Origin of the sequence: Streptomyces noursei (genome assembly GCF_016917755.1) — a bacterium.
GTDB lineage: Bacteria > Actinomycetota > Actinomycetes > Streptomycetales > Streptomycetaceae > Streptomyces > Streptomyces yunnanensis.
Genome location: NZ_CP070326.1, coordinates 3808016 through 3833700 on the forward strand (window position 1 = coordinate 3808016; position 25685 = coordinate 3833700).

Consider the following 25685-nt stretch of genomic DNA (forward strand, 5'->3'; position numbering starts at 1 on the left):
CGGCGGCCACCCGGGAACCAGCCCGAGGCCCGGTTGACACCCTCACCGCGACAATGGTGGGCTCACCGCCGAAGGTCTGTCCGAACAGGACCGAAGGGTGGCGACACCCCCCGGTCCCGCGCCACGCGCACCACGACCACCAGGCCCGCACCGCGGCACCCGTCCGCAGGTCGGGCCCCTGGCGCGCGAGCGGTGCCGCGACGGCCGGACGGCGGGACACAGGGGGAACCGGCGGAAGCCGGTGAGCAGCACGAGATACGGGGACGAGGAGCGACCGTGCGAGTCCGGGGCGTATGGGGCGGCAGAGCCGGTACGGGCAGGGGCAGGGGCAGCAGCCGGGCGCGGGTGGCGGGGACCACCGCGCTGGCCGCCGCCGTCATAGGGGGGCTGCTCGGCGGCGTCCCGGCGGCCCAGGCGGCGCCTGTCGGGCCCGCCGCCGGCACCCCCGACCAGCCCGGCCGGCCCACCGACGCCGGCACCCTGCCGGCGGTCTGGCCGCGCCCCCAGTCGATGCGGCAGCTCGGCGCCGCGGTCCCGCTCGGCCCGACGGCGACGCTGGTGGCCCCGCCGGGCACCGACCCGTACGCCCTCGACGTGCTGCGCGGACTGCTGCGGGACGCCGGGGTGCGCACCGTGCGGCAGGCCGCGCCCGGCGACCGGCTGCCCGCTGACGGGCCGGTGCTGCTGGTCGGCGGGGCGCCCGCCGACGACGCCCTGCGGACCCTGCGGGTGCCGGCCCGCGGCGACCTGCCGTCCGGGGGCTACCGCCTCGCCGTGGGCCAGGTCGCCGGCCGGGACACCGTCGCGCTGGACGGCGTCGGCCCGGACGGCCTCTTCCACGCCGCGCAGACCCTGCGCCAGCTGGTCGCCGACGGCCCCGACGGGACGCGACAGCTGGCCTCGGTGACCGTCCGGGACTGGCCGGCCACCGGTGTCCGCGGCACCACCGAGGGCTTCTACGGGCAGCCGTGGAGCCGGGCGCAGCGGCTGGCCCAGCTGGACTTCATGGGCCGCACCAAGCAGAACCAGTACCTCTACGCCCCCGGGGACGACCCCTACCGGCAGGCGCGGTGGCGCGACCCGTACCCGGCCGAGCAGCGCGCCGACTTCCGGGCGCTGGCCGAGCGGGCCCGCGCCAACCACGTCACCCTCGGCTGGGCGGTGGCGCCCGGAGCGGCGATGTGCCTGTCCTCGGAGGACGACCTGCGGGCGCTGCGCCGCAAGGTGGACGCGATGTGGGCGCTGGGGGTGCGCTCCTTCCAGCTCCAGTTCCAGGACGTCAGCTACAGCGAGTGGCACTGCGCCGCCGACGAGGAGACGTTCGGGACCGGGCCGCAGGCCGCCGCCAAGGCCCAGGCCGGGGTCGCCAACGCGCTGGCCCGGCACCTCGCCGAGCGGCACCCCGACGCGGCCCCGCTGTCCTTGATGCCGACCGAGTTCTACCAGGACGGCGCGACCGCCTACCGCAGCGCGCTGGCGTCGGCGCTCAACGACCGCGTGGAGGTGGCCTGGACGGGCGTCGGGGTGGTCCCGCGGACCATCACCGGCGGCGAACTGTCCGCCGCCCGCGAGGCGTTCGGCCACCCCCTGGTCACCATGGACAACTACCCGGTCAACGACTACGCCCAGGACCGGATCTTCCTCGGCCCCTACACCGGCCGCGAACCGGCCGTCGCCACCGGCTCGGCGGCGCTGCTCGCCAACGCCATGGAGCAGCCGCTGGCGTCCCGGATCCCGCTGTTCACCGCCGCCGACTACGCCTGGAACCCGCGCGACTACCGGCCCGCGCAGTCCTGGGAGGCGGCCATCGACGACCTGGCCGGCGGCGACCCCAAGGCCCGCACGGCGCTCCGCGCGCTGGCCGGGAACGCCGCGTCGTCCCTGCTCGACCGCGAGGAGTCGGGCTACCTCCAGCCGCTCATCGACCGGTTCTGGAAGGCCCGTGCGGCGGCCGTCGACACCGGCCGGCCCGGGGACGACCCGGGCTTCGCCAAGGCCGCGACGGCGCTGCGGGCCGCCTTCCGCACCATGAGCAGCACGCCCCGGGACCTGGCCTCCGACCTGCGGGCCGAAGTCGGGCCGTGGGCCGAGCAGTTGGGCCGCTTCGGGGACGCCGGGGCGCAGGCCGTGGACACCCTGGTGGCGCAGGCCCGGGACGACGGCGACGCCGCCTGGGCGGCGCAGCGCACGGTGCTGCGGCTGCGGACGGAGATCGGCCGGAGTCCGGTGACGGTCGGCAAGGGCGTCCTGGCGCCGTTCCTGGAGCGGGCGATGACCGAGGCGGACGCCTGGACGGGGGCCCGCGGCGGCGCCCCGGCACCGGACCGCGGCGACGGCCGCACCGCACTGACCGTCCCCTTCCCCCGCGTACGGCCGCTGGCCGCGGTGAGCGCGCTCACCGAGCCGGGGCCGGCCGCCGGCGCGGTCTCCCTGGAGGCGCACGTGCCGGGGGCCGGCTGGCAGCGCCTGGGGCCGCTGTCCGCGACCGGCTGGACGGAGGCCCGCACGGCCGGGTTGCGCGCCGACGCGGTCCGGCTGACCTGGGGCGGCGACACCCCGGCGCCGCACGTGCACGCGCTCACCCCGTGGTTCGACGACACCCCGCGGGCCGGACTCGAACTCTCCCGCACCGAGGGCGACGCCCAGACCGGCGGCCCGTTCACGGTGCAGGCCCGGGTCTCCTCCCGCCGCCCCGGCGACGTGCACGGCCCGCTGACGATCACCGCGCCCAAGGGCTTCACCGTCCACGCGCCGCGGGAGCTGACCGCGCCGCGGGGCGGCACCGCGCTGGTCCCGCTCACCGTGGACATCCCCAAGGACGCCGCGTCCGGGACGTACCAGGTCACCGTCGCCTTCGCCGGGCAGGAGCAGCGGCTGACCCTCCGGGTCTTCCCGGCCACCGGCGGGCCCGATCTGGCGCGCGGCGCGCAGACCACCTCCTCCGGCGACGAGACGGACGACTTCCCGGCGTCCGCGGCCACCGACGGCGATCCGAGGACCCGCTGGTCTTCCCCCGCCGAGGACGACTCCTGGCTCCAGTTCGCCCTGCCCGGCCCGACCCGGCTGGGTCTGGTCGTCCTGCACTGGCAGGACGCCTACGCCGCCGCGTACCGCATCCAGGTCTCCGCCGACGGCCGCACCTGGCGCACCGCGGCCACCGTCCGCGACGGCAAGGGCGGCCGGGAGGCGGTGCGGATGGACGCCAAGGACGCCCGCTACGTCCGCATCCAGGGCGACAAGCGGGCGACGCGGTTCGGGTACTCGCTGTGGGGCGTCGAGGCGTACGCGGTGACGGACACTCCCTAGGCCGAGTCCGGGCCGGCCCGGCGGGGCGGGGCCGCGTAGCGCCCCCGCCCCGCCGGAAACGCCGGCTCACCGACGCAAAAACCCGGATCTACGCCGATACGGCATCGATCCGGGCCAAGGCGTCATCCGCGCCGTACGGCTGCAAGTAGGGCAGCCAGCGCGGGTCCCTATGCCCCGTGCCGATGATGCGCCAGGCCAGTCCTGACGGCGGGGCGGGCTGATGGCGCAGCCGCCAGCCGATCTCGGCGACATGGCGGTCGGCCTTGACGTGGTTGCAGCGCCGGCACGCGGCGACGACGTTCTCCCAGGTGTGCTGGCCGCCGCGGCTGCGCGGGATGACGTGGTCGACGCTGGTTGCGACGCCACCGCAATACATACAACGCCCGCCGTCCCGGGCGAACAGCGCCCGTCGGGTCAGCGGGACGGGGCCCCGAAAGGGCACTCTCACAAACCGCTTCAAGCGGACCACGCTCGGAGCCGGTATGACATGGGTCGCGCTGTGCATCAGGGCGCCGGATTCCTCAAGGCTGACGGCCTTCTCATTGAGGACGAGGACGAGCGCGCGGCGGAGCGGTACGACGCCGAGCGGCTCGTACGACGCATTGAGGACCAGGACATGCGGCACGGGTGCCTCCTTGTACGCCGGCGGCGCGTGGCTCGCGCCGGGACGATCTCCCCACAGTGTCCCCCGGTGCCTGGTCGGCGCGCCACCATGACCAGGTAACGGGCCGGAGGTGTTTTCCACCACAGCGCCGCGGATCCGTCCAGATCCGGCTCATTCCGGCCTTCCCGGACCCTCCTTGATCGAACACAGGGGCGGTCCGCCCGCGTTGCCCCGTTAGTGTGGTAGGTCTGCCCGGCTTTCTCGGGTCCCTGAGCGGGCCGGGCCTGCTGTCCCTCACGGAAGGTTCCGCTGTGTACTGGTCCGCCCCGCCGGCCGCCGCCGCGCCGCTGCGCACCGCCGCGTCCGGTTCAACCGGTCCTACCTCCCTCGACGAGGCCACCCAGAAGGCCACCAACGCCGCCGACTGGATACAGGCGAACTGGGGGACGTGGCTCACGTCCGCCCTCCAGATCATCCTGATCATCGTGATCGCGGTGGTCCTGCGGCACGTGATACGCCGCACCATCACCAAGCTCATCGAGCGGATGAACCGCACCGCGGCCGCGGCCCAGCACACCGCGCTGGGCGGGCTGCTGGTCAACGCCGAGCGCCGGCGGCAGCGCTCGGAGGCGATCGGCTCGGTGCTGCGCAGCGTCGCCTCGTTCGTGATCATGGGTACGGCCGCGCTGACCGTGCTCTCGGTGCTCCAGATCAACCTGGCGCCGCTGCTGGCCAGCGCGGGTGTGGCCGGTGTCGCGATCGGTTTCGGCGCGCGCAACCTCGTCACCGACTTCCTCTCCGGCGTCTTCATGATCCTGGAGGACCAGTACGGCGTCGGCGACGAGATCGACGCGGGCGTGGCCACCGGTACGGTCGTCGAGGTCGGCCTGCGGGTCACCAAGCTGCGCGGCGCCAACGGTGCGATCTGGTACATCCGCAACGGCGAGGTCAAGCGGATCGGCAACCTCAGCCAGGGCTGGTCGACCGCGAGCGTCGACGTCCTGGTCGCCGCGAACCAGGACCTGGAGCGGGCCCGCACGGTGATCACCGACGCCGGCGAGGCGATGTCCAAGGCCGAGCCGTGGAACGAGCAACTGTGGGAGCCGGTGGAGGTGCTGGGCCTGAGCGAGGTCTCGGTGGACACCGTCACGGTCAGCGTCTCGGCCAAGACCATGCCGGGCAAGGCGGCGGGCGTCGAGCGCGAGCTGCGCTGGCGCATCAAGCACGCGCTGGACGCGGCCGGCATCCACCTGGCGCCGCGGCCGGTCACCGAGGAGGGAGAGGCGGCGACGGCCGACCCGTCCACCGTGGTCGCCGCCCCGTCGGCGTTCAACAACCCGACGTCGCCGCAGTCCCAGGCGACGACGCCGATCGCGCCGCCGCAGCTGGGCAAGCAGTAGTCCCCGCGCCCGACAGGCGGGACACCAGAACAGAGGGGCATGTGACCCAGATCACATGCCCCTCTGTCATACGTACCACGGTCCTGCTTCGTGTCCGGGGTGTCGGCAGCGACCGACACCAACGACGGAGAAGGAGACTTCACCATGAAGATCCGCAATCGCGTGGCCACGGGGGCCGTCGCTTCGGTCCTGATGCTCGGCAGCGCGGCGGCCCTGACCGCCGCGGCCCCCGCCTCCGCCGCGGCGCGGCCGCAGATCAAGAACGACCTCACCTGCACCACCACCACCGACGGCCGCCGGGGCGTCGCGGACTGCACCAACAACACCAACCGCACCATCGCCTTCCGGGTCACCGTGGTCTGCGGCCTGTGGCCCGACCAGACCGGCCCGTGGCGGACCCTCAACCCGGGCGCCCGGGACCACTCCGAGGCCACCTGCGACGTCGGCACCGGCGTCGGCAGCGTCAACTGGGAAGAGGGCTGAGGTCGCGATGACCGGGGCCTGAGGCTCCAGCCCGAGGGGCCCGGCCCGGCACGCACGGGGGATACGGGGGCACGGAGCACGGGGGACACGGGGGCACGGAGCACGGGGGACACGGGGGATCACGAGGGGCGCGCCGGCCGACCGCCGGGCGCCCCTCTCTCCATGCCGCACCGCGCCCACCCCACCCACGACACGGCGAAACCCTCGTCCGAACCATTGACGCGCGCCCGGCACGCGGCCTACCTTCCTTGCCAGCAATTGGAAGGTTTCCTAACAGACACCTTCGGGACAGCTTCCGCACGGAATACGGGGTGGGCAGCAACCATGGCCGCAGCAGGACAGGGAACGCCGGGCACACCGAGGGTGCTGCGAGCCATGAACGACCGGGCCGCGCTGGACCTGCTGGTGTCCCAAGGCCCCCTGACGCGCACCCAGATCGGCGAACTGACGGGGCTGTCGAAGCCCACCGCCTCCCAGCTGCTGGCCCGGCTGACCGCGGCGGGACTGGTCCGCACGACCGGCAACGTCACCGGCCGCCCGGGACCCAGCGCCCAGCTCTACGAGATCGACCCGGCCGCCGCGCACGTCGCCGCGCTGGCCGTGGACCAACTGGGCATCACCGCCGCCGTCGCCGACATCACCGGACAGGTGCTCGGCCAGGCCCGGGTGGACACCGACGCGGTCCCCGACGACACCACCGACCTCACGGCCCAGCTGGTGGCGAAGGCCGTGGACGGGGCACTGGCCGAGGCAGGGCTGGAGCGCGGGCAGCTGCACCGCGCGGTGATCGGCACCCCCGGCGCACTGGACCCGCAGACCGGCCTGCTGCGCTACGCGCCCCACCTGCCCGGCTGGCAGTCGCGGGCGCTGCGCGAGGAACTCGCCGAGGTCCTCGGCGTCCCCCTCGTCATCGAGAACGACGTGAACCTGGCCGCGGTGGCCGAGCAACACGACGGCGCCGCCCAGGACTTCGACGACTTCGTCCTGGTATGGGTCGACGAGGGCGTGGGCGCCGCGATCGTGCTGGACGGCCGGCTGCTGCGCGGGGCCACCGGCGGCGCGGGCGAGATCGGCTACATGCCGCTGCCCGGCGCCCCGCTGGCCCGGGACGGCGAGCGCAGCGCCGCCCGGCCGGACGCGGGCGGCGGCTTCCAGCGGCTGGTCGGCTCCCCCAGCGTCGTCGCACTCGCCCACGAACGCGGCGCGCCGGAGGTCCGCACCGTCGCCGAAGCGCTGGCCCGGGACGACGTACGGGCCGAGGTGGCGCGGCGGCTGGCGACCGGCCTGGCCGCGGTGGTCGCGGTGGTCGACCCCCGTCTGGTGGTGCTCTCCGGCGAGGTGCCGCAGGCCGGCGGGCAGGCACTGCGGTCCCTGGTCGAGGAGGAGTTCACCGGGCTCGCGCTGCCCCGCCCGGAAATCCGCATCAGCGACATCGAGGGCAACCCCATCCTCACCGGCGCGCTGCGCACGGCGCTCGCCGAGGCCCGGAACGCGGTCTTCGACACCGCATGAGCCCTCCGCCGGCACGGCCGGGGAGCCTCGTCCGGACTCCCCGGGAACCCCCGACGTAAGGAAGTCCGCATGCCGCTCTCGCGCCCGGGTGTCCGACCGCGTTCCCGTCCCCGCCGCCGTGCGCGGATCGGCCTGCCGCTGGCCCTGGCCGTCGCCGGACTCTGCGCCGCGGGCTGCGCCAACCCCGGCGTCGGCAGCGACCGCGACGACCCCACACGACCGGTCACCCTCACCTTCTGGCACGGTTGGTCCGACCCCGGCGAGGTCAAGGCCATCGACGACAGCATCGCGCGCTTCGAGAAGCGCCACCCCAACATCACGGTGAAGACGGTCGGCAACGTCACCGACACCACCATGAACCAGGCACTGCGGGCCGGCGGCGGCGACGCCCCCGACGTGGTGTCGTCCTTCACCACCAACAACGTGGGGCAGTACTGCTCGTCCGGCATGTGGGCGGACCTCGACCCCTTCCTGAAGAAGAGCGGCGTGGCGAAGGAAAAGGTCTTCCCGAAAACCCTGCTCTCCTACACGCAGTACCGCGGCCGGCAGTGCGCACTGCCGCTGCTCGCCGACACCTACGGGCTGTACTACAACAAGGACGCCTTCGAGCAGGCCGGCATCACCCGGCCACCGCGCACCATGTCGGAGTTGAAACGGGACGCCGCCAAACTCACCCGGCGCACCAAGGACGGCGGATACCGGCAGGTCGGCTTCATGCCCAACTTCCGCCTCTACCAGAACAGTCCGGACCGACTCTTCGCCCAGTGGGGACCCACCTACTTCGACCGGAACGGAAAATCCCAGCTGGCCAAGGACCCGTCCACCCGGGATTTCCTCACCACCCAGCGGGAAATCATCGACGCCCAGGGCGGATACGGCCCGACGGAGAAGTTCCGCACCACCTTCGGCGACGAGATGTCCGCACAGAACGCCTTTCTGCGGCAGAAAGTGGCCATGCACATGGACGGGGAATGGCGCGGCCTGATGCTCAAGAAGGCGAAGGCGCCGTTCGCCTGGGGCGTCGCGCCGATGCCGGTGCCCGACGACCGGGCCGACAGCTACGGCCGGGGCTACCTCACCGGCACCATCGCCGGAATCGCCCACAGCAGCCGGCACCAGAACGCGGCCTGGGAACTGGTGAAGTTCCTGACCGTGGACACCGACCAGGTCGTCGCCTTCGCCAACGCCATCCACAACGTCCCGTCCACGAAAGCCGCACTCACCTCCCCCGAACTGAACGTCGATCCGAACTTCCGCACCTTCCTCGGCATCGCCGCGAATCCGCACAGCACCGCGCTTCCCCCGTCCAACAACGGTGACATGTACGTCACTTCGCTCCAGGACTTCTCCTATCTGGCGGAGGCCGGAAAGGTGCCCGACCTCGACGCGGGGCTGCGTGACCTCGACGCACGGATAGACGCCGACACCCTCCAGTCCGAGAACTGACGGAGCCCGCCATGGCAGCCCCCTCCTCCCCCGCCCCGGCGCTGCGGCGCAAACACCTCCGCGAACGCCTGCGCATCCTGGGATTCCTCTCCCCCTGGCTCGTCGGATTCTCGGTCTTCTTCGGCTACCCGCTGATCGCCACCGGCTATTTCTCCTTCATGCACTACAACCAGATCGAGCAACCCGCTTTCGTGGGACTGCGGAACTGGAAATACGTACTGACCCAGATGCCGCTGTTCGGGCCGGCACTGTGGAACACGCTCTGGCTGGTCGTGGTGATGGTGGCGCTGCGGGTGGTCTTCGGACTGGGCATCGGCCTGCTCGTCACCAAGGTCAAATCCGGGGCCGGCTTCTTCCGCACCGCGTTCTACCTGCCGTACCTGGCCCCGCCGGTGGCCGCCACCGTCGCCTTCGTCTTCCTGCTCAACCCGGCCACCGGGCCGGTCAACGAGATCCTCGGGGCGCTCGGCATCCCGGGCCCGGAGTGGTTCAACGACCCGTCCTGGGCCAAGCCGTCACTGGTCCTGTTGTCCCTGTGGGGCATCGGCGACCTGATGGTGATCTTCATGGCGGCGCTGCTGGACGTCCCGAAGGAGCAGTACGAGGCCGCCGAGCTGGACGGCGCCGGCGCCTGGGGGAGGTTCCGCTATGTGACCTGGCCGTCGATCACCCCGATCGTGCTGTTCGCGGTGGTCACCGGCGTCGTGCAGACCATGCAGTACTACACCCAGGCGCTGGTCGCCGGGAAACTCGCCTCCGGCGTCTCCATCGGCCCCGGCAGCGTCATCCAGCCCGGCTACCCGGACCACTCCACCCTGACCGTGCCGCAGCTCATCTACTCGCTGGGCTTCCAGAACTTCAACACCGGCGCGGCCTGCGCCCTGTCCCTGGTGCTGTTCGCCATCGCCATGACCGTCACCACCCTGCTGATGCGCAAGCGCGCCGGCCTGCTCCCGGCGGAGGACTGACCGCCATGACGGAGGACTGATCCGACGTGACCACCACGACGCTCACCCGGCGCCCGGCCCGGGCCCGCACCCCCGGCACCCCGGCCGCCCGCGCGCGCCGCACGCGACTGCTGCACTGGATCGCCGTGCACACGGTGGCGGTCGCCGCCGCCCTCTTCTTCCTCCTCCCCTTCGTCTTCGTCTTCCTGACCTCCGTCATGACCGACGACCAGGCGATGAGCGGCGAACTGTGGCCGCACGAATGGAACTGGTCCAACTACGCCGCCGTGTTCACCACCCCCGGCTTCCTCGACTGGTGGCGGAACTCCCTGCTCTACGCGGGCCTGGGCACCCTCTTCACGGTCTGCTCGGCGATCCCGGTCGCCTACGCGCTGGCCCGCTTCCGCTTCCGCGGTCGCCGCACGGCGATGCTCCTCGTGATCTCCACGATGATGCTGCCGCCCCAGGTCGTCGTCATCCCGATGTACCTGGTGTGGGCGCAGCAACTGCACCTGACCGGTTCGATCTGGCCGCTGGTCGTCCCGATGGCGTTCGGCGACGCCTACTCCATCTTCCTGCTCCGGCAGTTCCTCCTGACGATCCCACAGGAATACCTGGAGTCCGCGAAGGTGGACGGCTGCGGCGAACTGCGCACCCTGCTGCGGATCGTCGTCCCGATGGCCCGCCCCGGTATCGCCGCCATCGCCCTCTTCCAGTTCTTCTTCTGCTGGAACGACTACTTCGGGCCGCAGATCTACACCGCGCAGAACCCGGCCGCCTGGACGCTCTCCTACGGCCTGGAGTCCTTCAAGAGCGCGCACAGCGTCAACTGGAACCTCACCATGGCCGCAACGATGCTGGTCATGACCCCCGTCATCGTCGTCTTCTTCTTCGCGCAGAAAGCCTTCGTCGAAGGCGTCACACTCACCGGAGTGAAGGGCTGAAACGGACATGCTGCCAACTTCCGGGGAACGCTCCCCGCACCCCCGCATCAAGATCGCAGTGGTCGGCGGCGGCTCGACCTACACCCCCGAACTCATCGACGGCTTCGCGCGGTTGCGGGACGCCCTCCCCGTCGCCGAGCTCGTCCTGATCGACCCGGCCGCCGAACGGCTGGAGCTGATCGGCGCGCTGGCCCGCCGGATCTTCGCCCGGCAGGGCCACCCGGGCCGGATCACCTGGACCGCCGATCTCGACGCCGGACTCGACGGCGCCGACGCCGTCCTCCTGCAGCTCCGGGTCGGTGGACAGGCCGCCCGCAACCAGGACGAGACCTGGCCGCTGGAGTGCGGCTGCGTCGGCCAGGAGACCACCGGCGCGGGCGGCCTGGCCAAGGCGCTGCGCACCGTCCCGGTCGTCCTGGACATCGCCGAACGGGTCCGCCGCCGCTGCCCGGACGCCTGGATCGTGGACTTCACCAACCCGGTCGGCATCGTCACCCGGGCCCTGCTCTCCCACGGGCACAAGGCCGTCGGGCTGTGCAACGTGGCCATCGGCTTCCAGCGGAAGTTCGCCAAGCTGCTCGGGGTGGCCCCCGAACGCGTCGAGCTGGAGCACATCGGCCTCAACCACCTCACCTGGGAGCGCGCCGTCCGCGTCGACGGCACGGACGTCCTGCCAACGCTCCTGGCCCGGCACGGCGACGCGCTCGCCGACGACGTCCGCATGCCCCGCGCGCTCCTCGACCACCTGGGCGTCGTGCCCTCCTACTACCTGCGCTACTACTACCAACACGACGCGGTGGTGAAGGAGCTGCGCACCAAGCCCTCCCGCGCCGCGGAGGTCGCCGCCATCGAACGTCAACTCCTCGACCTCTACGCCGACCCCGACCTGGCCGAGAAGCCCGAACTCCTCTCCCGCCGCGGCGGCGCCTTCTACTCCGAGGCGGCGGTGGCCCTGACCTCGTCGCTGCTGGGCGGCGGAACGGCCGGCGACGTCCAGATCGTCAACACCCTCAACCACGGCACGCTGCCGTTCCTGCCGGACGACGCGGTGATCGAGGTACCGGCGGCGGTGGACTCCCGGGGGGCCTCCCCCCTCCCCCTCCGCCCCCTCGCCCCCCTGTTCGCCGGGCTCGTCGCCAACGTCACGGCCTACGAGCACCTGGCGCTGGAAGCCGCCCTCAAAGGCGGCCGTGACCGGGTCTTCTCCGCGCTCCTCGCGCACCCCCTCATCGGCCAGATCGACTACGCGGACCGGCTCGCCGACGAGCTGATCGCACACAACCGGGAGCACCTCACGTGGGCCTGACCGGCACGGCGCTCGCCATCGACGCGGGCAACAGCAAGACCGACGTGGTCCTGGTGGCCACGGACGGCAGGGTCCTCGGCCGGGCCCGCGGCGGCGGATTCCAGCCGCCCGTGGTGGGCGCCGCCCGCGCCGTGGACGTGCTGGCGCCCCTGATCGCCGCGGCCCGGGCCCAGGCCGGACCAGGCGACGACGGCCCGGTCGGCCATCTCTCCGCCTTCCTCGCCAACGCCGACCTCCCCGTCGAAGTGACCCGCCTGACCGCCGAGATCGCCGCCCGCGGCTGGGCGAAGACGGTCTCCGTCCACAACGACACCTTCGCCCTGCTCCGCGCCGGACTCCCGGACCGCGGCGAGCAGTCAGGCGTCGCCGTGGTCTGCGGCGCCGGTATCAACTGCGTCGGCCTCGGCCACGACGGGGCCACCGCCCGCTTCCCGTCCCTCGGCCGGGTCTCCGGCGACTGGGGCGGCGGCTCCTTCCTCGCCGACGAGGCCCTGTGGCACGCGGCCCGCGCCGAGGACGGTCGGGGCGCCCCGACCGCACTCGCCCGCGCGCTACCGGCCCACTTCGGCCTGGCCACCATGCTGGAGCTCGTCGAGGCCCTCCACCTGCACCGGATCCCCGACGCCCGCCGACACGAACTGGCCCCGCTGCTCTTCGACGTCGCGGCGGGCGGCGACGCCGTGGCCCGCTCCGTCGTGGCCCGCCAGGCGGAGGAGATCGCCCTGATGGCCTCGGTGGCCCTGCAACGCCTCGACCTGCGCTCCGAACCGACCCCGGTGATCCTCGGCGGCAGCGTCCTCGCCGCCCGGCACCCCCTCCTCCACGATCACGTCGTCCGCCTCCTCGCCGAACACGCCCCCAAGGCCGTCCCCCACGTCATCACCGCACCCCCCGTCCTCGGCGCGGCCCTTGCCGCCCTGGACCGGACGGCGCCGGCACCGCCGCAACGCGCCTACGAACGCCTGCGGGAGGAGTGGGCCTAGGGCCTGTCACCCCACCTGTACGCAGTCGCCCCGGCGGGTCTCGGTGCGTTCGCCGGGGGCCAGGATGAGGTCTGCCGGGGGCGGGGAGTGATCGCTTTCCGTGATGATGGTGAGGGGGTGGTCGGTGTCGTTGATGATGGGTGTGGGGGTGCCGTCGGCGGCGTGGAAGAGCGGATAGGTGCCGGTCGGGTTGATGTAGGTCGTGCTGCCGATGGTGAGGAATCCGCTGGCCGTGGCGGGCTGGGTGGCGGCGGCCGAGGTCCTGGTGGCGGCCTTGGCGAGGGGGGTCAGGAGCCGGTTGATGCGACGCATGAGGTGCCTCCGTTGCTTCGGAGGTTGGCGGGAGGGCCAACCTTTCGTCACTCAGCGTAGTTGGGGGAGGGCGAGGTCGTCAGCGGCGCGCGGGAGTGAAGCAGGGGGTGCCAGGGACGAGTTGCGCGCCCCTCGGCGGTGGCGCGTTCGGCGGCCCGCCGTCCGACCGCGCGTGCGGCGGCAGGGCCCCGCCTCGCCGCTCCCCGCCGCCGACCGACCGCCGACCGCCGACCGCCGACCGCCGACCGCCGACCGCCGATCAATCGTCGAGCGGCAGTGCCAGGTCGCGGACGTGACCCGCCAGGAGGAGCACCGCGGCGTCGACGGCGGCCTGCGGGTCCTGGGCGCGGATGGCGTCGGTGAGGCGGGAGTGCGGGTCGGTGGGAGCGGCGTCGGCGGTGTCCAGGCAGGCGGCGCGGCGGAGTTCCTCGCGCAGGGCGGCGCTGAGCGAGCGGTAGATGTCGGCCAGCACGGGGTTGGCGCTGGCCTCGGCGACGAGGATGTGGAACTCGGCGTCGGCCGCGGTGAACGCCTCGCTGTCGTGGGCCGCCAGGGCGGCCTTGCGGCGGCCCAGGGCGGCCTCGATGCCGGCGAGCTGCGCGTCGGTGCGGTACTTGGCGGCCTGGCGGGCGGCGACCACGTCCAGCCCCTGGCGGACCTGGGTGACGTGGCTCAGCTCGGCGCGTTCCAGGCGGCGACGGAGGGCGACCGCGCTGTCGTCGTCGGAGATCACGAACGTGCCGTTGCCCTGCCGGGGTTCGAGGAGGCCGGAGTGGACGAGCGAGCGGACGGCCTCGCGGACCGAGGCGCGGCTGACGCCGAGGGTCTCGGACAGGGCGCTCTCGGGTGGGATGCGGCTGCCCACGGGCCAGATGCCGTTGACGATCTGGCCGCGGATCTCGTCGGTCGCGGACTCCACGAGCGACACCCGGCCCTTGCGGACGGTCTGCACTCGATCACTCCCTTGTCTCGGCGGGACGGACGTCCTGGGCCCGTCGTGGGCCGTCGCGGGAGGCGGACGGGTCCCGGGCGGGCGTCGCCGGGCGGCATGCGGTGCGGGTCCCTTGGGGCGGGACCGCCGGACGCGAGTCACCCGGGGCGGCGGCCGGTGGCGGAGCGTCCGATCCCGGTCGCCTGATGTCCGGCGACTGCTCGTAAGGGTAATGCGGGGCGGCCGCCCTCCGCCCGGCCCGGAGGGTCGATGCCGGGCGGGCGGGGAACCAGGGCGGCGGGCGGCTCCCAACGGGGGCCGTGGGCGCCCCGCGAGATGTTTGGCGTTCCGAACAAGATCGGGCCAAGTCCGGTGTGCTGGTCGGGCGGCACGGACATACTGACGCCCGTGCGCCCCGTGCCGGTGGGCGCCGGGCGCGGAGCAGGCCCGCAGTCAGCGACCCAGGGGGTGGTTCGTCGGTGTCATCGCCATCGTCCGCATCGTCCGCGACGTCGGTTTCCCCGGAGCCGTCCGCCCGGCCCGGGTCGGCCGGCGGCCCCGCCGCGCCCGCCGCACGCCGGCGCACCGCGTGGGCCGAGGGCCTGGACCAGCTGCGGGCCGCCGCCACCACCGAGCCGGGGCGGCTGCGCGCGATCGGGGCGGTGCTGGCGCTGCTGGTCGTGGTGTTCGGGGCGACCGCGGTCTGGCAGGTGACGGACCGGTCGCGGGCCGCCGACGACGTGGTGCTGCGCAGCCAGCCGCTGACCGCGGACGCGGCGAGCGTCTACCGGTCGCTGGCGGACGCCGACACCACCGCCGCCGGCGGGTTCCTGGCGGGCGGCACGGAGTCCGCGGCGACCCGTGAGCGGTACGAGGCGGATCTCGCGATGGCGTCCCGCCTGCTGGTCAGGGCGGCGGCGAACGCGCAGGTGCCGGGCGCGGAGGGCGGTGCGGCGGATCGGGCCGGTACCCAGATCGCCCGGCTGAACGCCCTGTTGCCGCGGTACACGGGCCTGGTCGAGACGGCCCGGACGAACAACCGGCAGGGGCTGCCGCTGGGCGGCGCCTATCTGCGGTACGCGAACGGGCAGATGCGCACGGAACTCCTCCCGGCGGCCCAGGCGTTGTACGACGCGGAGCGGCAGCGGCTGACCGCCGACCACGAGCGGGCCACGGCGTGGCCGTGGTTCGCGCTGGCCGCCGGGGCGCTCGCAATCGGGGCGCTGGGCTGGGCGCAGCGCCGGCACTACCGGCGCACCCACCGGGTGTTCAACCGCGGTCTGCTGGCGGCGACGGTGGCGTCGGTGGCGGTGCTGCTGTGGCTGGTGGCGGCGCACACGGTGGCGCGGGCCGGGCTGTCCGATGCGTATGCGCACGGCGCACGGTCGTTGCAGGTGCTCAATACGGCGCGGATCGACGCGCTGCGGGCGCGCGCCGACGAGAATCTGACGCTGGTGGCGCGCGGAGCGGTGTTGACGGCGGACCAGAAGGACTTCTACGAGGTCGATTTCCAGGCGAAGATGGGGCATCTGGCCGGCCCGGGCGACCGGGGATCGGCGGATGTGTCCGGGGAGTTGGGGACGGCGCTGGCACTGGCGGGCGACGAGGCGGGGCGCCGACCGGTGCGGGAGGCGCTGGCGGCCGTCGGGCAGTGGCGGGCGCGGCACGCCGACGCGCGGTCGGCGGACGACAAGGGGGACTACGACCGGGCGCTGGCGAAGGTGATCGGCGGGGACGGTTCGACGGGCGCGTCGTTCGACCGGGTCGACACCGGGCTGGGGCGGGCGCTGGTCCACGAGCAGGCGCGGTTCCGGTCGGCCGCGGACGGCGGGCGGGCGGCGTTCGGCCTGCTGGCGGTGGGCGCGGCGGTGTTGGCGGTGCTGGCCGCCGCGGCGGCGGTGCTGGGCATCGGGCGCAGGCTGTCGGAGTATCGGTGAGGGGGTCAGGGGAAATGGGGACGCGCGGGCGGGGGCTGCGGAATCTGCGGGCGGTCCTGGCGCCGGTGGCGGCGGGCATGGCCGTGATGGCGGCGACCGCGACGGTGCTGGTGCCCGCGCTGGGCCACGGCGTGCGCCCGGAGGCCCCGCGTCCGGTGGCGACGCACCGGGCGTACGGGCCGGGCACGGCGCCCGCGTCGCCGGCCGCGGCGCGGTGCACGCCGGCCAGCGCGGCGGAGAGCCTGCGGCCGTCGCCGGCCGACGGGCCCGCGGTGGAGCGGATCAAGAAGAAGGGCCAACTGGTCGTCGGGGTGGACCAGAACACCTATCGGTGGGGGTACCGCGACCGGGACACCGGCCGGCTGGAGGGTTTCGACATCGATCTGGCGCGGGCGATCGCCAAGGACATCCTGGGGCCGGACGCCAAGGTCGTCTTCCAGGCGGTGCCGACCAATCAGCGGATCCCCGCGGTCCGGCAGCGCACGGTGGACATGGTGGTGCGGACGATGACGATCAACTGCGCGCGCAAGGAGCAGGTGGCGTTCTCCACGGCGTACTTCCAGGCGGGGCAGCAGGTGCTGGCCCCGAAGCGGTCGACGATCACGGCGTTCGACGACTCGTTGCGGGGCAAGCGGGTGTGCACCGCGGCCGGTTCGACGGGCGAGACGGAGCTGGCGCGGCGCAGCCACGGCGCGCGGGTGCTGACCGCGCCGAATCAGCTGGACTGTCTGGTGCGGCTCCAGTTGGGCGAGGCGGACGCGGTGGTCACCGACAGTGCGCTGGCGGCGGCGCAGGCGGCGCAGGACCCGACGGTGGAGTTGAAGGGCGCGCCGTTCACCGACGAGTCGTACGGCGTGGCGATGAACAAGGACGATCCGGATCTGGTGCGCCGGGTCAACAAGGTCCTGGACGACTACCGCAGCGGCGGGGAGGACAGCCCGTGGATGCGGGCGTACCGGAAGTGGTTGCAGGCCGATCTGCCCGGCATATCGGGGCCGCCGGAGCCGCAGTACGGCGACTGAGGGTGGTCCGGCGGCGCTCGGGGCCCCACCGGGCGCCGGATGGGGTCACTATGGAGGGGCTGGAGCGGAGGTAGGGAGCCGGAGGGGCGGCGAGCGAGGCCACGAGCACCAACCGCGGTGCACGGTACGCGTATTGGAGAGGTGATCGATGGGGGTCCCTGGACCCTTCCCCGGCTCGGCGGGGAGGCCCGATGCCCCGGCGCTGGACCGGGAGGAGGTGGACCGCGCGCTGGCGCGGCTCGGCGCCGAGTACGAGGCGATCGAGACGTCGCTGCTCGCGTTGCAGGACCACGCCGGCCGTCGGCTCCTGGAGGGCGCCGAGCTGTCGGGCGTCACCAAGGAGCGCTGGGCCGAGACGGAGCGGTCCCTTGCGGTGCTGTGGGCGTTGTTCGACGCCTATACGGAGGTGCTGACGGCCGCGCGGGAGCTGCGGGGGCGGCGGCGCTGGCTGTCCGCGGAGGATCTGGCGGAGCTGTCGGCGCTGTTGCGCGACGGTGCGGTGACGGTGCCGGCCGCGGCGGGCGACGAGCCGAGAGCCGGCGGAAGGATCGGCCTGGAGGAGCTGGTCGGCCGGTTGAACGGGCTGTACGCGCGGTCGTTGGACGTCATCGTGGCGGCGGACGCGGTGTGGTCGGCGCTGCCGGCCCGGATAGACCTGCTGGCGGAGGAGTTGCAGCGGACGCGGTCGCTGGCGCATTCGGTGGGGGTACGTCCGGGGGAGCATCCGGCGGGTGACGATCTGGACCGGATCACCGAGGAGTTGACGCGGTTGCGGGCGCGGGTGATCGCGGATCCGCTGGCGTTCTGGGTGTCGTCGGGGGCGGGGAGCGCGGCGCCGGGCGGGGGCCGTCCGGACACCGCCCGTTATGACCGGGCGGCGCGTGCGTTGGAGGACATCCGGCGTGAGGTGGCGGCGGTGCTGGACGTGCGGCAGGACGCGGAGCGGCGGTTGATGCTGCTGCGTGACGTGCTGTCGCGGGCGGACCGTACGTTGACCGAGGCGCGGCAGGCGCGCGGGGAGGTGCTGGCGAAGATCGCCGCGTCGGAGGTGCCGGCGGTCAGTGGCCCGTCGACGGTGCTGCACGAGCAGTTGGCGGCGGCCGCCGAGTACCGCCGGCGGGCGCAGTGGCACCGGTTGTCGCCGCTGCTGGACAGCCTGGAGGAGCGGGCGGAGGACGAACTCCAGAGGGCCCGCGAGTCGTTGACGGCGGTGACCGCGCCGCTGGCGGTGCGGGCCGAGCTGCGCGGCCGGTTGGACGCGTACCGGGCGCGGTTGGCGCGGCACGGTCTGGCGGGGGATCCGCTGCTGATGGAGCGGTACGACGTCGCGCGGCGGATGTTGTGGAGCGCGCCGTGCGATCTGCGGGCGGCGGAGCAGGCGGTGTGGCGCTATCAGGAGGCGGCGGCGGAGGCCGTGGCTCCGGAGCCGCGGGACGGCAGGGGGGAGCCGTGACGGAGCGCGACGGGGGGCGGTGTCAGCGTCGGGAGTGTGCCGGGCGCTACGAAGACGTCGGCGACGGGGAGCTGTACTGCGAGGTGTGCGGGCTGGCGCCGGTGGTGTCCGCCGAGGGGCTGCTGTCGGCGACCGCGACGGTGTTGACGCAGCGGGTGGAGGCCGGTGGGGCGACGGTCGCCGCGCCGCCGCCGAGCGGTGCCCGCGGGCGGCGGACGGTCGGGACGCATGTCCCCGCGCAGCGGCCGGGCGGCGGGGCCGGGAGCGGGCCGGCCGCCCGGACGCCGGTGGTGGTGCGCGGCAGCGGGCGGGGCAGTGGCCGCCCGGCCTCGGGGTCGGGCGGTGGTTCCGGGGCGTCGCGGGGGCGGTTGGGCGCCGGGCTGGTGGCGGTGGAGCAGGTGCCGCGGCGCGATCCGCGGGCGGCGGTGCTGGCGCATCCGGAGGTGCCGGAGCGGAAGCGGTTCTGCAGCCGGGGCGAGTGCGGGGCGCCGGTGGGGCGGGGCCGGGACGGCCGGCCGGGCACGGCGGAGGGCTTCTGCACCAAGTGCGGCCATCCGTACAGCTTCGTACCGAAGTTGCGGTCCGGGGAGCTGGTGCACGGCCAGTACGAGGTCGTGGGGTGTCTGGCCCACGGCGGGCTGGGCTGGATCTATCTGGCGCGGGACCGGGCGGTCGACGACCGGTGGGTGGTGCTCAAGGGCCTGCTGGACACCGGTGACGAGGAGGCGCTGGCGGCGGCGGTGTCCGAGCGGCGGTTCCTCGCCGCGATCGAGCACCCCAACATCGTGCGGATCTACAACTTCGTGGAGCATCTGGACCGCACGACGGGCAGCCGGGACGGCTACATCGTCATGGAGTACGTGGACGGCATCTCCCTGAAGGACCTCGCCAACGAGCGGCGCACCTCGAAGGGGCGCCGCGATCCGATGCCGGTGGAGCAGGCGTGCGCGTACGGCATCGAGGCGCTGGAGGCGCTGGGCCATCTGCACAGCCGGCAGTTGCTCTACTGCGACTTCAAGGTCGACAACGCCCTCCAGCAGCACGACCGGCTCAAGCTGATCGACCTGGGCGCGGTGCGGCGGGCGGACGACCACGAGAGCCCCATCTACGGCACGATCGGCTATCAGGCGCCCGAGGTCGGCGAGGTGGGCCCGTCGGTCGCCTCCGACCTGTACACCGTCGCCCGCACCCTCGCCGTCCTCACCTTCGACTTCCAGGGCTACACCAATGTCTTCGCGGACTCCCTGCCGGACCCGGACCACATCGAGGTGTTTCGCGCGCACGAGTCCTTCTACCGGCTGCTGGTGCGGGCCACCGATCCGGATCCGGGCCGGCGTTTCGGTTCCGCGGAGGAGATGGCCGAGCAGCTGACGGGGGTGCTGCGGGAGGTGGTGGCGCTGCGGACGGGCGAGCCGCGGCCGGCGCTGTCCACCCTGTTCGGGCCGGAGCTGCGGGTGGTGGGCACCGAGCCGGTGCCGCCGCCGGCCGGCGACAGTTCGCTGCTGGGCGGCCGGCGGCCCGGTCGGCGGCGCGCCGGGCGGGTCGCGCGCGAGCCGGCGCGGGTGGGCGGCGGCCCGGAGCTGCGGCCCCTGGACGTGGCCGGGGCGGCGCTGGCGCTGCCGGTGCCGCGGGCGGATCCGGACGACCCCCATGCCGGTTTCCTGGCCGGTCTGCACGCCGCGACCCCGGCGGAGCTGCTGGCCGCGCTGCGGGCGGCGCCCACCGACTCGCCGGAGGTCCGGCTGCGGACCCTGCGCGCCCAACTGGAGCTGGGCGGGGACGCGGTGGCCTTCGAGGGCGACGGGCCGGGTTCCCCGGCGCGGTGGGACGAGGACCCGTGGGGCGCCGACGGGCAACCGGACGCGTACGGGTCCGGGGACTGGCGGGTGGTGTGGCACCGGGGGCTGGCGGCGCTGGCGACCGGCGACCGGGAGGGCGCCGCGCTGGCCTTCGACGCGGTCTACGACGCCTTCCCCGGCGAGCCGGCGCCGAAGCTGGCGCTGGGCATCAGCGCCGAGTTGCTGGGGCAGTTGGACAACGCGGCGGAGTACTACCGCCTCGTATGGGCGACAGACCGGAGCTATGTGAGTGCCGCGTTCGGGCTGGCCCGGGTGCGGCTGGCGGCCGGTGACCGGGCGGGTGCGGTGACGGCCCTGGAGTCCGTCCCGGAGGCGTCCATCCACTACACGGCGGCGCGGATCGCGGCGGTCCGGGCCCGGCTGCGGCAGCGCTCGCCCCGGGAGCCGCTGCTGCCGGATCTGCGGGCCGCGGCCCAACAGGTCGAGGCGCTGGCCGACTTCGGTCTGGACGACCGGCGCCGGGAAGTCCTCGCCACCGAAGTACTGGGCAGTGCCCTGGACTGGGTACTCTCCGGGAGCCACGGCGACGGGCCCGGGGCCGGTGCCCCGGGTGACGGGGCGCCGGACGGTGCCGCCGGGCCGGCGCTCCTCGGCAGTCCGCTGGACGAGCGCGGGCTGCGGTTCGGGCTGGAGCGGTCGTACCGTCTGTTGGCACGGCTGGCGCAGCGTGGCGAGGAAAGGATCGAGCTGGTGGAGCGGGCCAACCGCTTCCGCCCCAGGACATGGGTGTGACATGGGTGTGACTGGGCCGTCCCGCTGCCGGAGCTGCGGTGAGCCGCTCGACGCGGGGGACAACTACTGCGGGCGGTGCGGCGCCGATCCCCTGACGTCGGGCGGTTTCGGCAGGCCGGCGGGATACGGGGCACCACCGGCGGCGGCGTTCGCCGCGGGGCCGGCGGCGCAGGTGGGTCCGCCGCCGCCCGACCCCACGACCCGCCTCCCGATCGGGGACGCGACGGCGCCGACCGCGCCCGCTGCCGGCGACCGGCCCGCCGACCCGCGGGTGGTCGGCTACGAGGCGGTCGCCGACGCCGCCGCCGGCGCCGGGTCGCGGGCCGAAGCGGAGGTTTTGGCGACGGCCCGGGAAGAGGCCCCGGCGGGAGCCGAAGCGGAGCCGGCGGCGGGCACCGCGACGGACGCCGGGACGGCGGACGCGCCGGCGCCCGGAGAGGCCGCCGAGCCATCAAGCGGAACGACCGACGAAGGGGCCGCGGAGCCGGGTCCGGCGCCCGCCGCGGGGGAAACCGGAACTGCCTCGGAGGACCTGCCCGAGCGCCAACGCGACCACCTGGAGCGGGAGTTGCAGGGCGTCGCTGCGGTCAGCGACCGCGGTCACCGGCACCACCGCAACGAGGACTTCTTCGCGCTGGGCGACACCGTGCTGGCGGACGGCGCGCCCGCGGTGATCGCGGTGGTCTGCGACGGGGTCTCCTCGGCGACCCGCCCGGACGACGCCTCCAAGGCCGCCGCCGAACGGGCCACCGGGGCGCTGCGGATGGCGCTGCCGCGCGGCACGCACCCGCAGCAGGCCATGCACGACGCGGTGCTGGCGGCCTCGGCGGCGGTCGACGCGCTGGCCGTCGACCCCTCGATAGCGCACGACGAGTTCCGCCAGCAGAACGCCCCGGCCTGCACGATCGTCGGCGCGCTGGTCGGCGGCGGGCTGCTGACCATCGGCTGGGTCGGCGACAGCCGGGCGTACTGGATCCCCGACGACCGCACCGCACCGCCGGTCCGGCTCACCGAGGACGACTCCTGGGCCGCCCAGATGGTCGCCAACAACCTCATGACCCAGGACGAGGCCAACGCCGACGAGCGGGCGCACGCCATCACCGGCTGGCTCGGCGCCGACGCGTACGAGGTCGAACCGCACGTCGCGGCGTTCCGGCCGGACGGGCCAGGGACGGTCGTGGTGTGCACCGACGGGCTGTGGAACTACGCCGAGACGGCCGGGTCGATGGCCGCGGTGCTGCCCCTGGACGCGCCGGTCCGGCCGCTGAACGCCGCGCGGGTGCTGGTCGACCACGCGCTGGACGGCGGCGGGCACGACAACGTAACGGTCGCGGTGGTGCGGTTCCCCACCCCCGCGGAAGGGGCAGGATCGGCCTAGGGCCTGTCCATGCAGTCCCGTCGTTCGCCCGGGGGGGCGGGCCCGGCCGGCGGCCGGCGGCAGCCGCAAGGAGCGGACGTAACCCATGGCCAACTTCGCCAAGTCGCGGGTGCCGCGCTTCACCGCCGAGGTGCACCACAACCCCTGCCTCCCCGAGGGCGGGCAGGCGTTGCACGCCGTCGTCACGGTCACCGCGACCGGCGGCGGTTCGACCGGTGGGCGCCCGGTGCCGCGACCGGAGGCGGGGGCCTCCGCGGCGGCCGGGCCGGAGCACGGGCCGGCCGACGCCCTCGGGCCGGACACCGGGGTGGTACTGCGGGTGCGGACCCCGCTGGGCGCCGAGGTGGGGTTCCTGCGGCAAGTGGCGCCCGCCCCCGAGGACCTGACCGGCCGGCGCAGCGCGTCGGGGCCGCGCTCGGGCGACTACCCGACCGGCCCCTGGGGCGACGAGTCCCGCGACTACCACCTCTTCCTGCGCGTCCCGGACCCCGGGCTCGGCCGGGAGATGCTGGCCGCCCGGCTCTCCGTGCTGCTGCCCGCACCGGACGGCGCCGCGCCGCGGGTCGTGGCGCAGGGTCTGGTCCGGGCCGTGTGGACGGACGATCCGGCCGCCGCGGTACGGATCGATCCACAGGTGGCACACCACACAGGTCGGTCCGAACTGGCGCAACTCATCCAGCGGGGACTGGATGCGGCCAAGTGGGGAGATGCCGCCCGCGCCGTGCACGAACTGCGCCGTGCGGCGCGGCTGGCCGGCGGCCCCGGGAGCGAGGACACTGCGAAACTCCTTGCGAAGGTGGTGGGCGACGTCGATACCGCGACCGGTACTGTGCGACAGGCGGCGAAGGCGCCCGAGGTCGAACGGGAGAGCTCCCGAACGGCGCCGGACACCCACTCATCGCCCGCAGAAACCGCAATGAACGAGCACGATCACCACTGATCAGTACCACCCGGAAGAAACGGTACGGAGGGGGAAGAACCGACATGCCGACCTGCCCGAGCGGCCACCAGTCGGCGGCCGAAGACTGGTGCGAGGTGTGCGGCCAGCGCATGGCGGGTGCTGTTCCCCCGCCACCCTCTCTGCCCGCCGGATTCCTCAACGCGCCGCCGCCCGCCGAGCCGACCGGTCCCGCGGGTCCGCCGCCCGGCATGCCCGGTCCGCCGCCGGCGGGCCAGCCCGGCCCGCCCCCCGGCATGCCCGCCCCCGGCCAGCCCGGCCCGCCGCCCGGCTTCGGCGGCCCCGCCGCGCCCGCACCCGGCCCCGGTATGCAGGGCGGCCCGGAGGGCTACGGCTTCCCGCCGCCCGCGCCCGGCCCCGGTGGTCCCGGTGCGCCCGCACCCGGCCCGGCCGGCCAGCCGCCGCAGGGCGGTTACGGCTTCCCGCCGCCGGCACCCGGCCCCGGCGCCCCCATGCCCGGCCCCGGCACCCCGCCGCAGGGCACCCCGCCGCCCGTCGCCCCAGCTCCGGCGCCCGGCCCCGAGCAGTCCACGGAGTTCTGCCCGCAGTGCCGCACGCCGCGCGAGGGCATGGCGCCGTTCTGCGCGGAGTGCCAGTACAACTTCCTCACCCACTCGCCGGCGTCGTTCGCCCCGCCGCCCGGTGCGCCCGCGCCCGGCCCCGGCGGCCAGCCGCCGCAGGGCGGCTACGGCTTCCCCCCGCCGGCACCCGGCCCCGGCGCCCCCATGCCCGGCCCCGGCCTCCAGGGCGGCCAGGGCGGTTACGGCTTCCCGCCGCCGCAGGCCCCGCCGCCCGTGCAGCCGGGCCCGCCGCCCGGGGCGCCCGCCCCCGGTGGCTTCCCGGGCCAGCCCGGCCCGCCCCCCGGCATGCCCGGCCCCGGCCCGGCCGGCCAGCCCGGTCCGCCGCCGCCCCCGCAACAGGGCGCCGACGACTGGACGTTGACCCCGCCGAGCCAGCCGCACGCGGCGCACGCCGCCCCACCGATGGCGCCCCCGCAGCCCGGACCCGGCCCGCAGGCCCCGTACGAGCAGCCCGCACCGTACGAACAGCAGCAGCCCGCGCCGTACGAACAGCAGCAGCCGGCCCCGTTCCCGCCGCAGCAGCCCCAGCCGGGACCCGACGGCCAGTGGGGCGGCGCCCCCGGCCCGGCTCCGATGGCGCCGCCGCAGGGCCCGCCGCCGGTGATCGGCGACGGCTGGGTGGTGGCCATCGCGCCGGACCGCGAGTACTTCATGGCGATGATGAGCCGCAGCGGCCCGGAGGCGGCGGGGCTCAACCTGCCCTCGTACTCCCCCGAGCAGGTGCTGCCGCTCGCAGGCGGCCAGGTCTCGGTGGGCCGCCGCCGGAACAGCACCGGTGAGTCCCCGGACGTCGACCTGGGCCGGACCCCGGAGGACCCGGGCGTCTCGCACCAGCACGCCCTGCTCGTCCAGCAGCAGGACGGCAGCTGGGCGGTGGTGGACCAGAACTCCACCAACGGCACGACGGTCAACCTCGCCGAGGAGCCGATCCAGCCGTACGTCCCGGTGCCGCTCCACGAGGGCGACCGGGTGCACGTCGGCGCCTGGACGACGCTGACCGTCCGCCGCGGCTGACCGCACGACGCCGACCCGTCAACTCCGGGGCGTGATCGACCGATCGCGCCCCGGAGTCGCATTCGGTTCCGGACGTCCTAAGCCCCCGGTCCTCGGTCGGGGTGTCTGCCACCATGGACCGGTGAACAACATTCCGCACAGCACGCTTCAGGAGCAGACCTTCTACGAGCAGGTCGGCGGCGAGGACACCTTCCGCCGCCTGGTGCGCCGCTTCTACGAGGGGGTCGCCGAGGACCCGCTGCTGCGGCCGATGTACCCGGAGGAGGATCTGGGGCCGGCCGAGGAGCGCCTCGTCCTGTTCCTCATGCAGTACTGGGGCGGCCCCCGCACCTACAGCGAGAACCGCGGCCACCCCCGGCTGCGGATGCGGCACGCCCCGTTCGCCGTCGACCGGGCCGCGCACGACGCCTGGCTGCGGCACATGCGGGACGCCGTGGACTCCCTCGGGCTGGCCGAGGACCACCGGACGCAGTTGTGGAACTACCTCACGTACGCGGCAGCGTCGATGGTCAACACCGCCGGCTGAGAGAACGGTCACACCGACCGGAATCCCCGCGTCCCTGTCACGATCCGGTCA

Annotated in this window: 20 protein-coding genes; 17 read left to right on the forward strand and 3 right to left on the reverse strand. The window is 74.4% G+C overall.

The genetic code is table 11. The annotated features are described in order from the left end of the window. Positions 1 to 345 precede the first annotated feature (345 nt). Positions 346 to 3306 carry a glycoside hydrolase family 84 protein gene (locus JNO44_RS16840; RefSeq protein WP_205369934.1) on the forward strand — a complete coding sequence of 987 codons (2961 nt, stop codon included), beginning with the start codon at positions 346 to 348 and terminating at the stop codon, positions 3304 to 3306. Positions 3307 to 3394: 88 nt separating this feature from the next. Here JNO44_RS16840 and JNO44_RS16845 read toward each other — a convergent pair whose 3' ends face one another. Beyond that, positions 3395 to 3931 carry an HNH endonuclease gene (locus tag JNO44_RS16845; protein WP_016575977.1) on the reverse strand — a complete coding sequence of 179 codons (537 nt, stop codon included), beginning with the start codon at positions 3929 to 3931 and terminating at the stop codon, positions 3395 to 3397. A gap of 290 nt (positions 3932 to 4221) precedes the next feature. Between JNO44_RS16845 and JNO44_RS16850 the strand changes: the two genes are divergently transcribed. From JNO44_RS16850 to JNO44_RS16885, 8 genes are all read left to right on the forward strand, one after another. Continuing rightward, the gene (locus tag JNO44_RS16850) at positions 4222 to 5310 is read left to right on the forward strand and encodes a mechanosensitive ion channel family protein (RefSeq protein WP_205364996.1); all 1089 of its coding nucleotides are present in this window, start codon (positions 4222 to 4224) and stop codon (positions 5308 to 5310) included. Between the two features lie 144 nt (positions 5311 to 5454). Further along, the gene (locus tag JNO44_RS16855; protein WP_205364997.1) at positions 5455 to 5793 is read left to right on the forward strand and encodes a hypothetical protein; all 339 of its coding nucleotides are present in this window, start codon (positions 5455 to 5457) and stop codon (positions 5791 to 5793) included. 375 nt (positions 5794 to 6168) lie between these two features. Then, positions 6169 to 7305: an ROK family transcriptional regulator gene (locus JNO44_RS16860; protein ID WP_205364998.1), complete on the forward strand. Its 1137-nt coding sequence runs from the start codon at positions 6169 to 6171 to the stop codon at positions 7303 to 7305. A 69-nt stretch (positions 7306 to 7374) separates the two neighbouring features. Then, complete coding sequence (locus tag JNO44_RS16865; protein WP_205364999.1) at positions 7375 to 8751, forward strand: ABC transporter substrate-binding protein; 1377 nt, start codon at positions 7375 to 7377, stop codon at positions 8749 to 8751. Between the two features lie 11 nt (positions 8752 to 8762). Then, entirely contained in the window at positions 8763 to 9719 is a 957-nt protein-coding gene (locus JNO44_RS16870; RefSeq protein ID WP_205365000.1) for a carbohydrate ABC transporter permease, read from the forward strand. A 26-nt stretch (positions 9720 to 9745) separates the two neighbouring features. Next, positions 9746 to 10642 (forward strand): carbohydrate ABC transporter permease, encoded by an 897-nt coding sequence (locus JNO44_RS16875; RefSeq protein ID WP_205365002.1) that lies wholly within the window; start codon positions 9746 to 9748, stop codon positions 10640 to 10642. A gap of 46 nt (positions 10643 to 10688) precedes the next feature. Beyond that, entirely contained in the window at positions 10689 to 11948 is a 1260-nt protein-coding gene (locus JNO44_RS16880) for a 6-phospho-beta-glucosidase (RefSeq protein WP_478219202.1), read from the forward strand. Beyond that, positions 11939 to 12931: an N-acetylglucosamine kinase gene (locus tag JNO44_RS16885; protein ID WP_205365005.1), complete on the forward strand. Its 993-nt coding sequence runs from the start codon at positions 11939 to 11941 to the stop codon at positions 12929 to 12931. Before JNO44_RS16880 ends, JNO44_RS16885 begins: the two co-directional genes overlap by 10 nt. A 6-nt stretch (positions 12932 to 12937) precedes the next feature. Here JNO44_RS16885 and JNO44_RS16890 read toward each other — a convergent pair whose 3' ends face one another. Beyond that, positions 12938 to 13243 (reverse strand): hypothetical protein, encoded by a 306-nt coding sequence (locus JNO44_RS16890; RefSeq protein ID WP_205365006.1) that lies wholly within the window; start codon positions 13241 to 13243, stop codon positions 12938 to 12940. A 259-nt stretch (positions 13244 to 13502) separates the two neighbouring features. Then, a complete protein-coding gene (locus tag JNO44_RS16895; protein ID WP_205365007.1) occupies positions 13503 to 14195 on the reverse strand; it encodes a FadR/GntR family transcriptional regulator in 693 nt (230 codons plus the stop codon). Between the two features lie 458 nt (positions 14196 to 14653). Here JNO44_RS16895 and JNO44_RS16900 point away from each other — a divergent pair, with 458 nt between their 5' ends. The 8 genes from JNO44_RS16900 (at position 14654) to JNO44_RS16935 (ending at position 25634) form a co-directional block, all read left to right on the forward strand. Next, entirely contained in the window at positions 14654 to 16111 is a 1458-nt protein-coding gene (locus tag JNO44_RS16900) for a hypothetical protein (RefSeq protein ID WP_420882652.1), read from the forward strand. Between the two features lie 14 nt (positions 16112 to 16125). Beyond that, positions 16126 to 17133, forward strand: a complete 1008-nt coding sequence (locus JNO44_RS16905) for a glutamate ABC transporter substrate-binding protein (RefSeq protein ID WP_205365008.1) — start codon at positions 16126 to 16128, stop codon at positions 17131 to 17133. Between the two features lie 148 nt (positions 17134 to 17281). Continuing rightward, on the forward strand, positions 17282 to 18586 hold the full coding sequence (locus JNO44_RS16910; RefSeq protein ID WP_205365009.1) for a coiled-coil domain-containing protein: 1305 nt from the start codon (positions 17282 to 17284) through the stop codon (positions 18584 to 18586). Beyond that, entirely contained in the window at positions 18583 to 21177 is a 2595-nt protein-coding gene (locus JNO44_RS16915) for a serine/threonine-protein kinase (RefSeq protein WP_205365010.1), read from the forward strand. Before JNO44_RS16910 ends, JNO44_RS16915 begins: the two co-directional genes overlap by 4 nt. Position 21178: 1 nt before the next feature. Continuing rightward, positions 21179 to 22555 (forward strand): PP2C family protein-serine/threonine phosphatase, encoded by a 1377-nt coding sequence (locus JNO44_RS16920; RefSeq protein WP_205365011.1) that lies wholly within the window; start codon positions 21179 to 21181, stop codon positions 22553 to 22555. 85 nt (positions 22556 to 22640) lie between these two features. Beyond that, on the forward strand, positions 22641 to 23495 hold the full coding sequence (locus JNO44_RS16925; RefSeq protein ID WP_205365013.1) for a hypothetical protein: 855 nt from the start codon (positions 22641 to 22643) through the stop codon (positions 23493 to 23495). A gap of 44 nt (positions 23496 to 23539) precedes the next feature. After that, positions 23540 to 25108 carry an FHA domain-containing protein gene (locus JNO44_RS16930; RefSeq protein WP_205365015.1) on the forward strand — a complete coding sequence of 523 codons (1569 nt, stop codon included), beginning with the start codon at positions 23540 to 23542 and terminating at the stop codon, positions 25106 to 25108. Positions 25109 to 25229: 121 nt separating this feature from the next. Continuing rightward, positions 25230 to 25634, forward strand: a complete 405-nt coding sequence (locus tag JNO44_RS16935) for a globin (protein ID WP_205365017.1) — start codon at positions 25230 to 25232, stop codon at positions 25632 to 25634. The last annotated feature ends 51 nt before the right edge of the window (positions 25635 to 25685 follow it).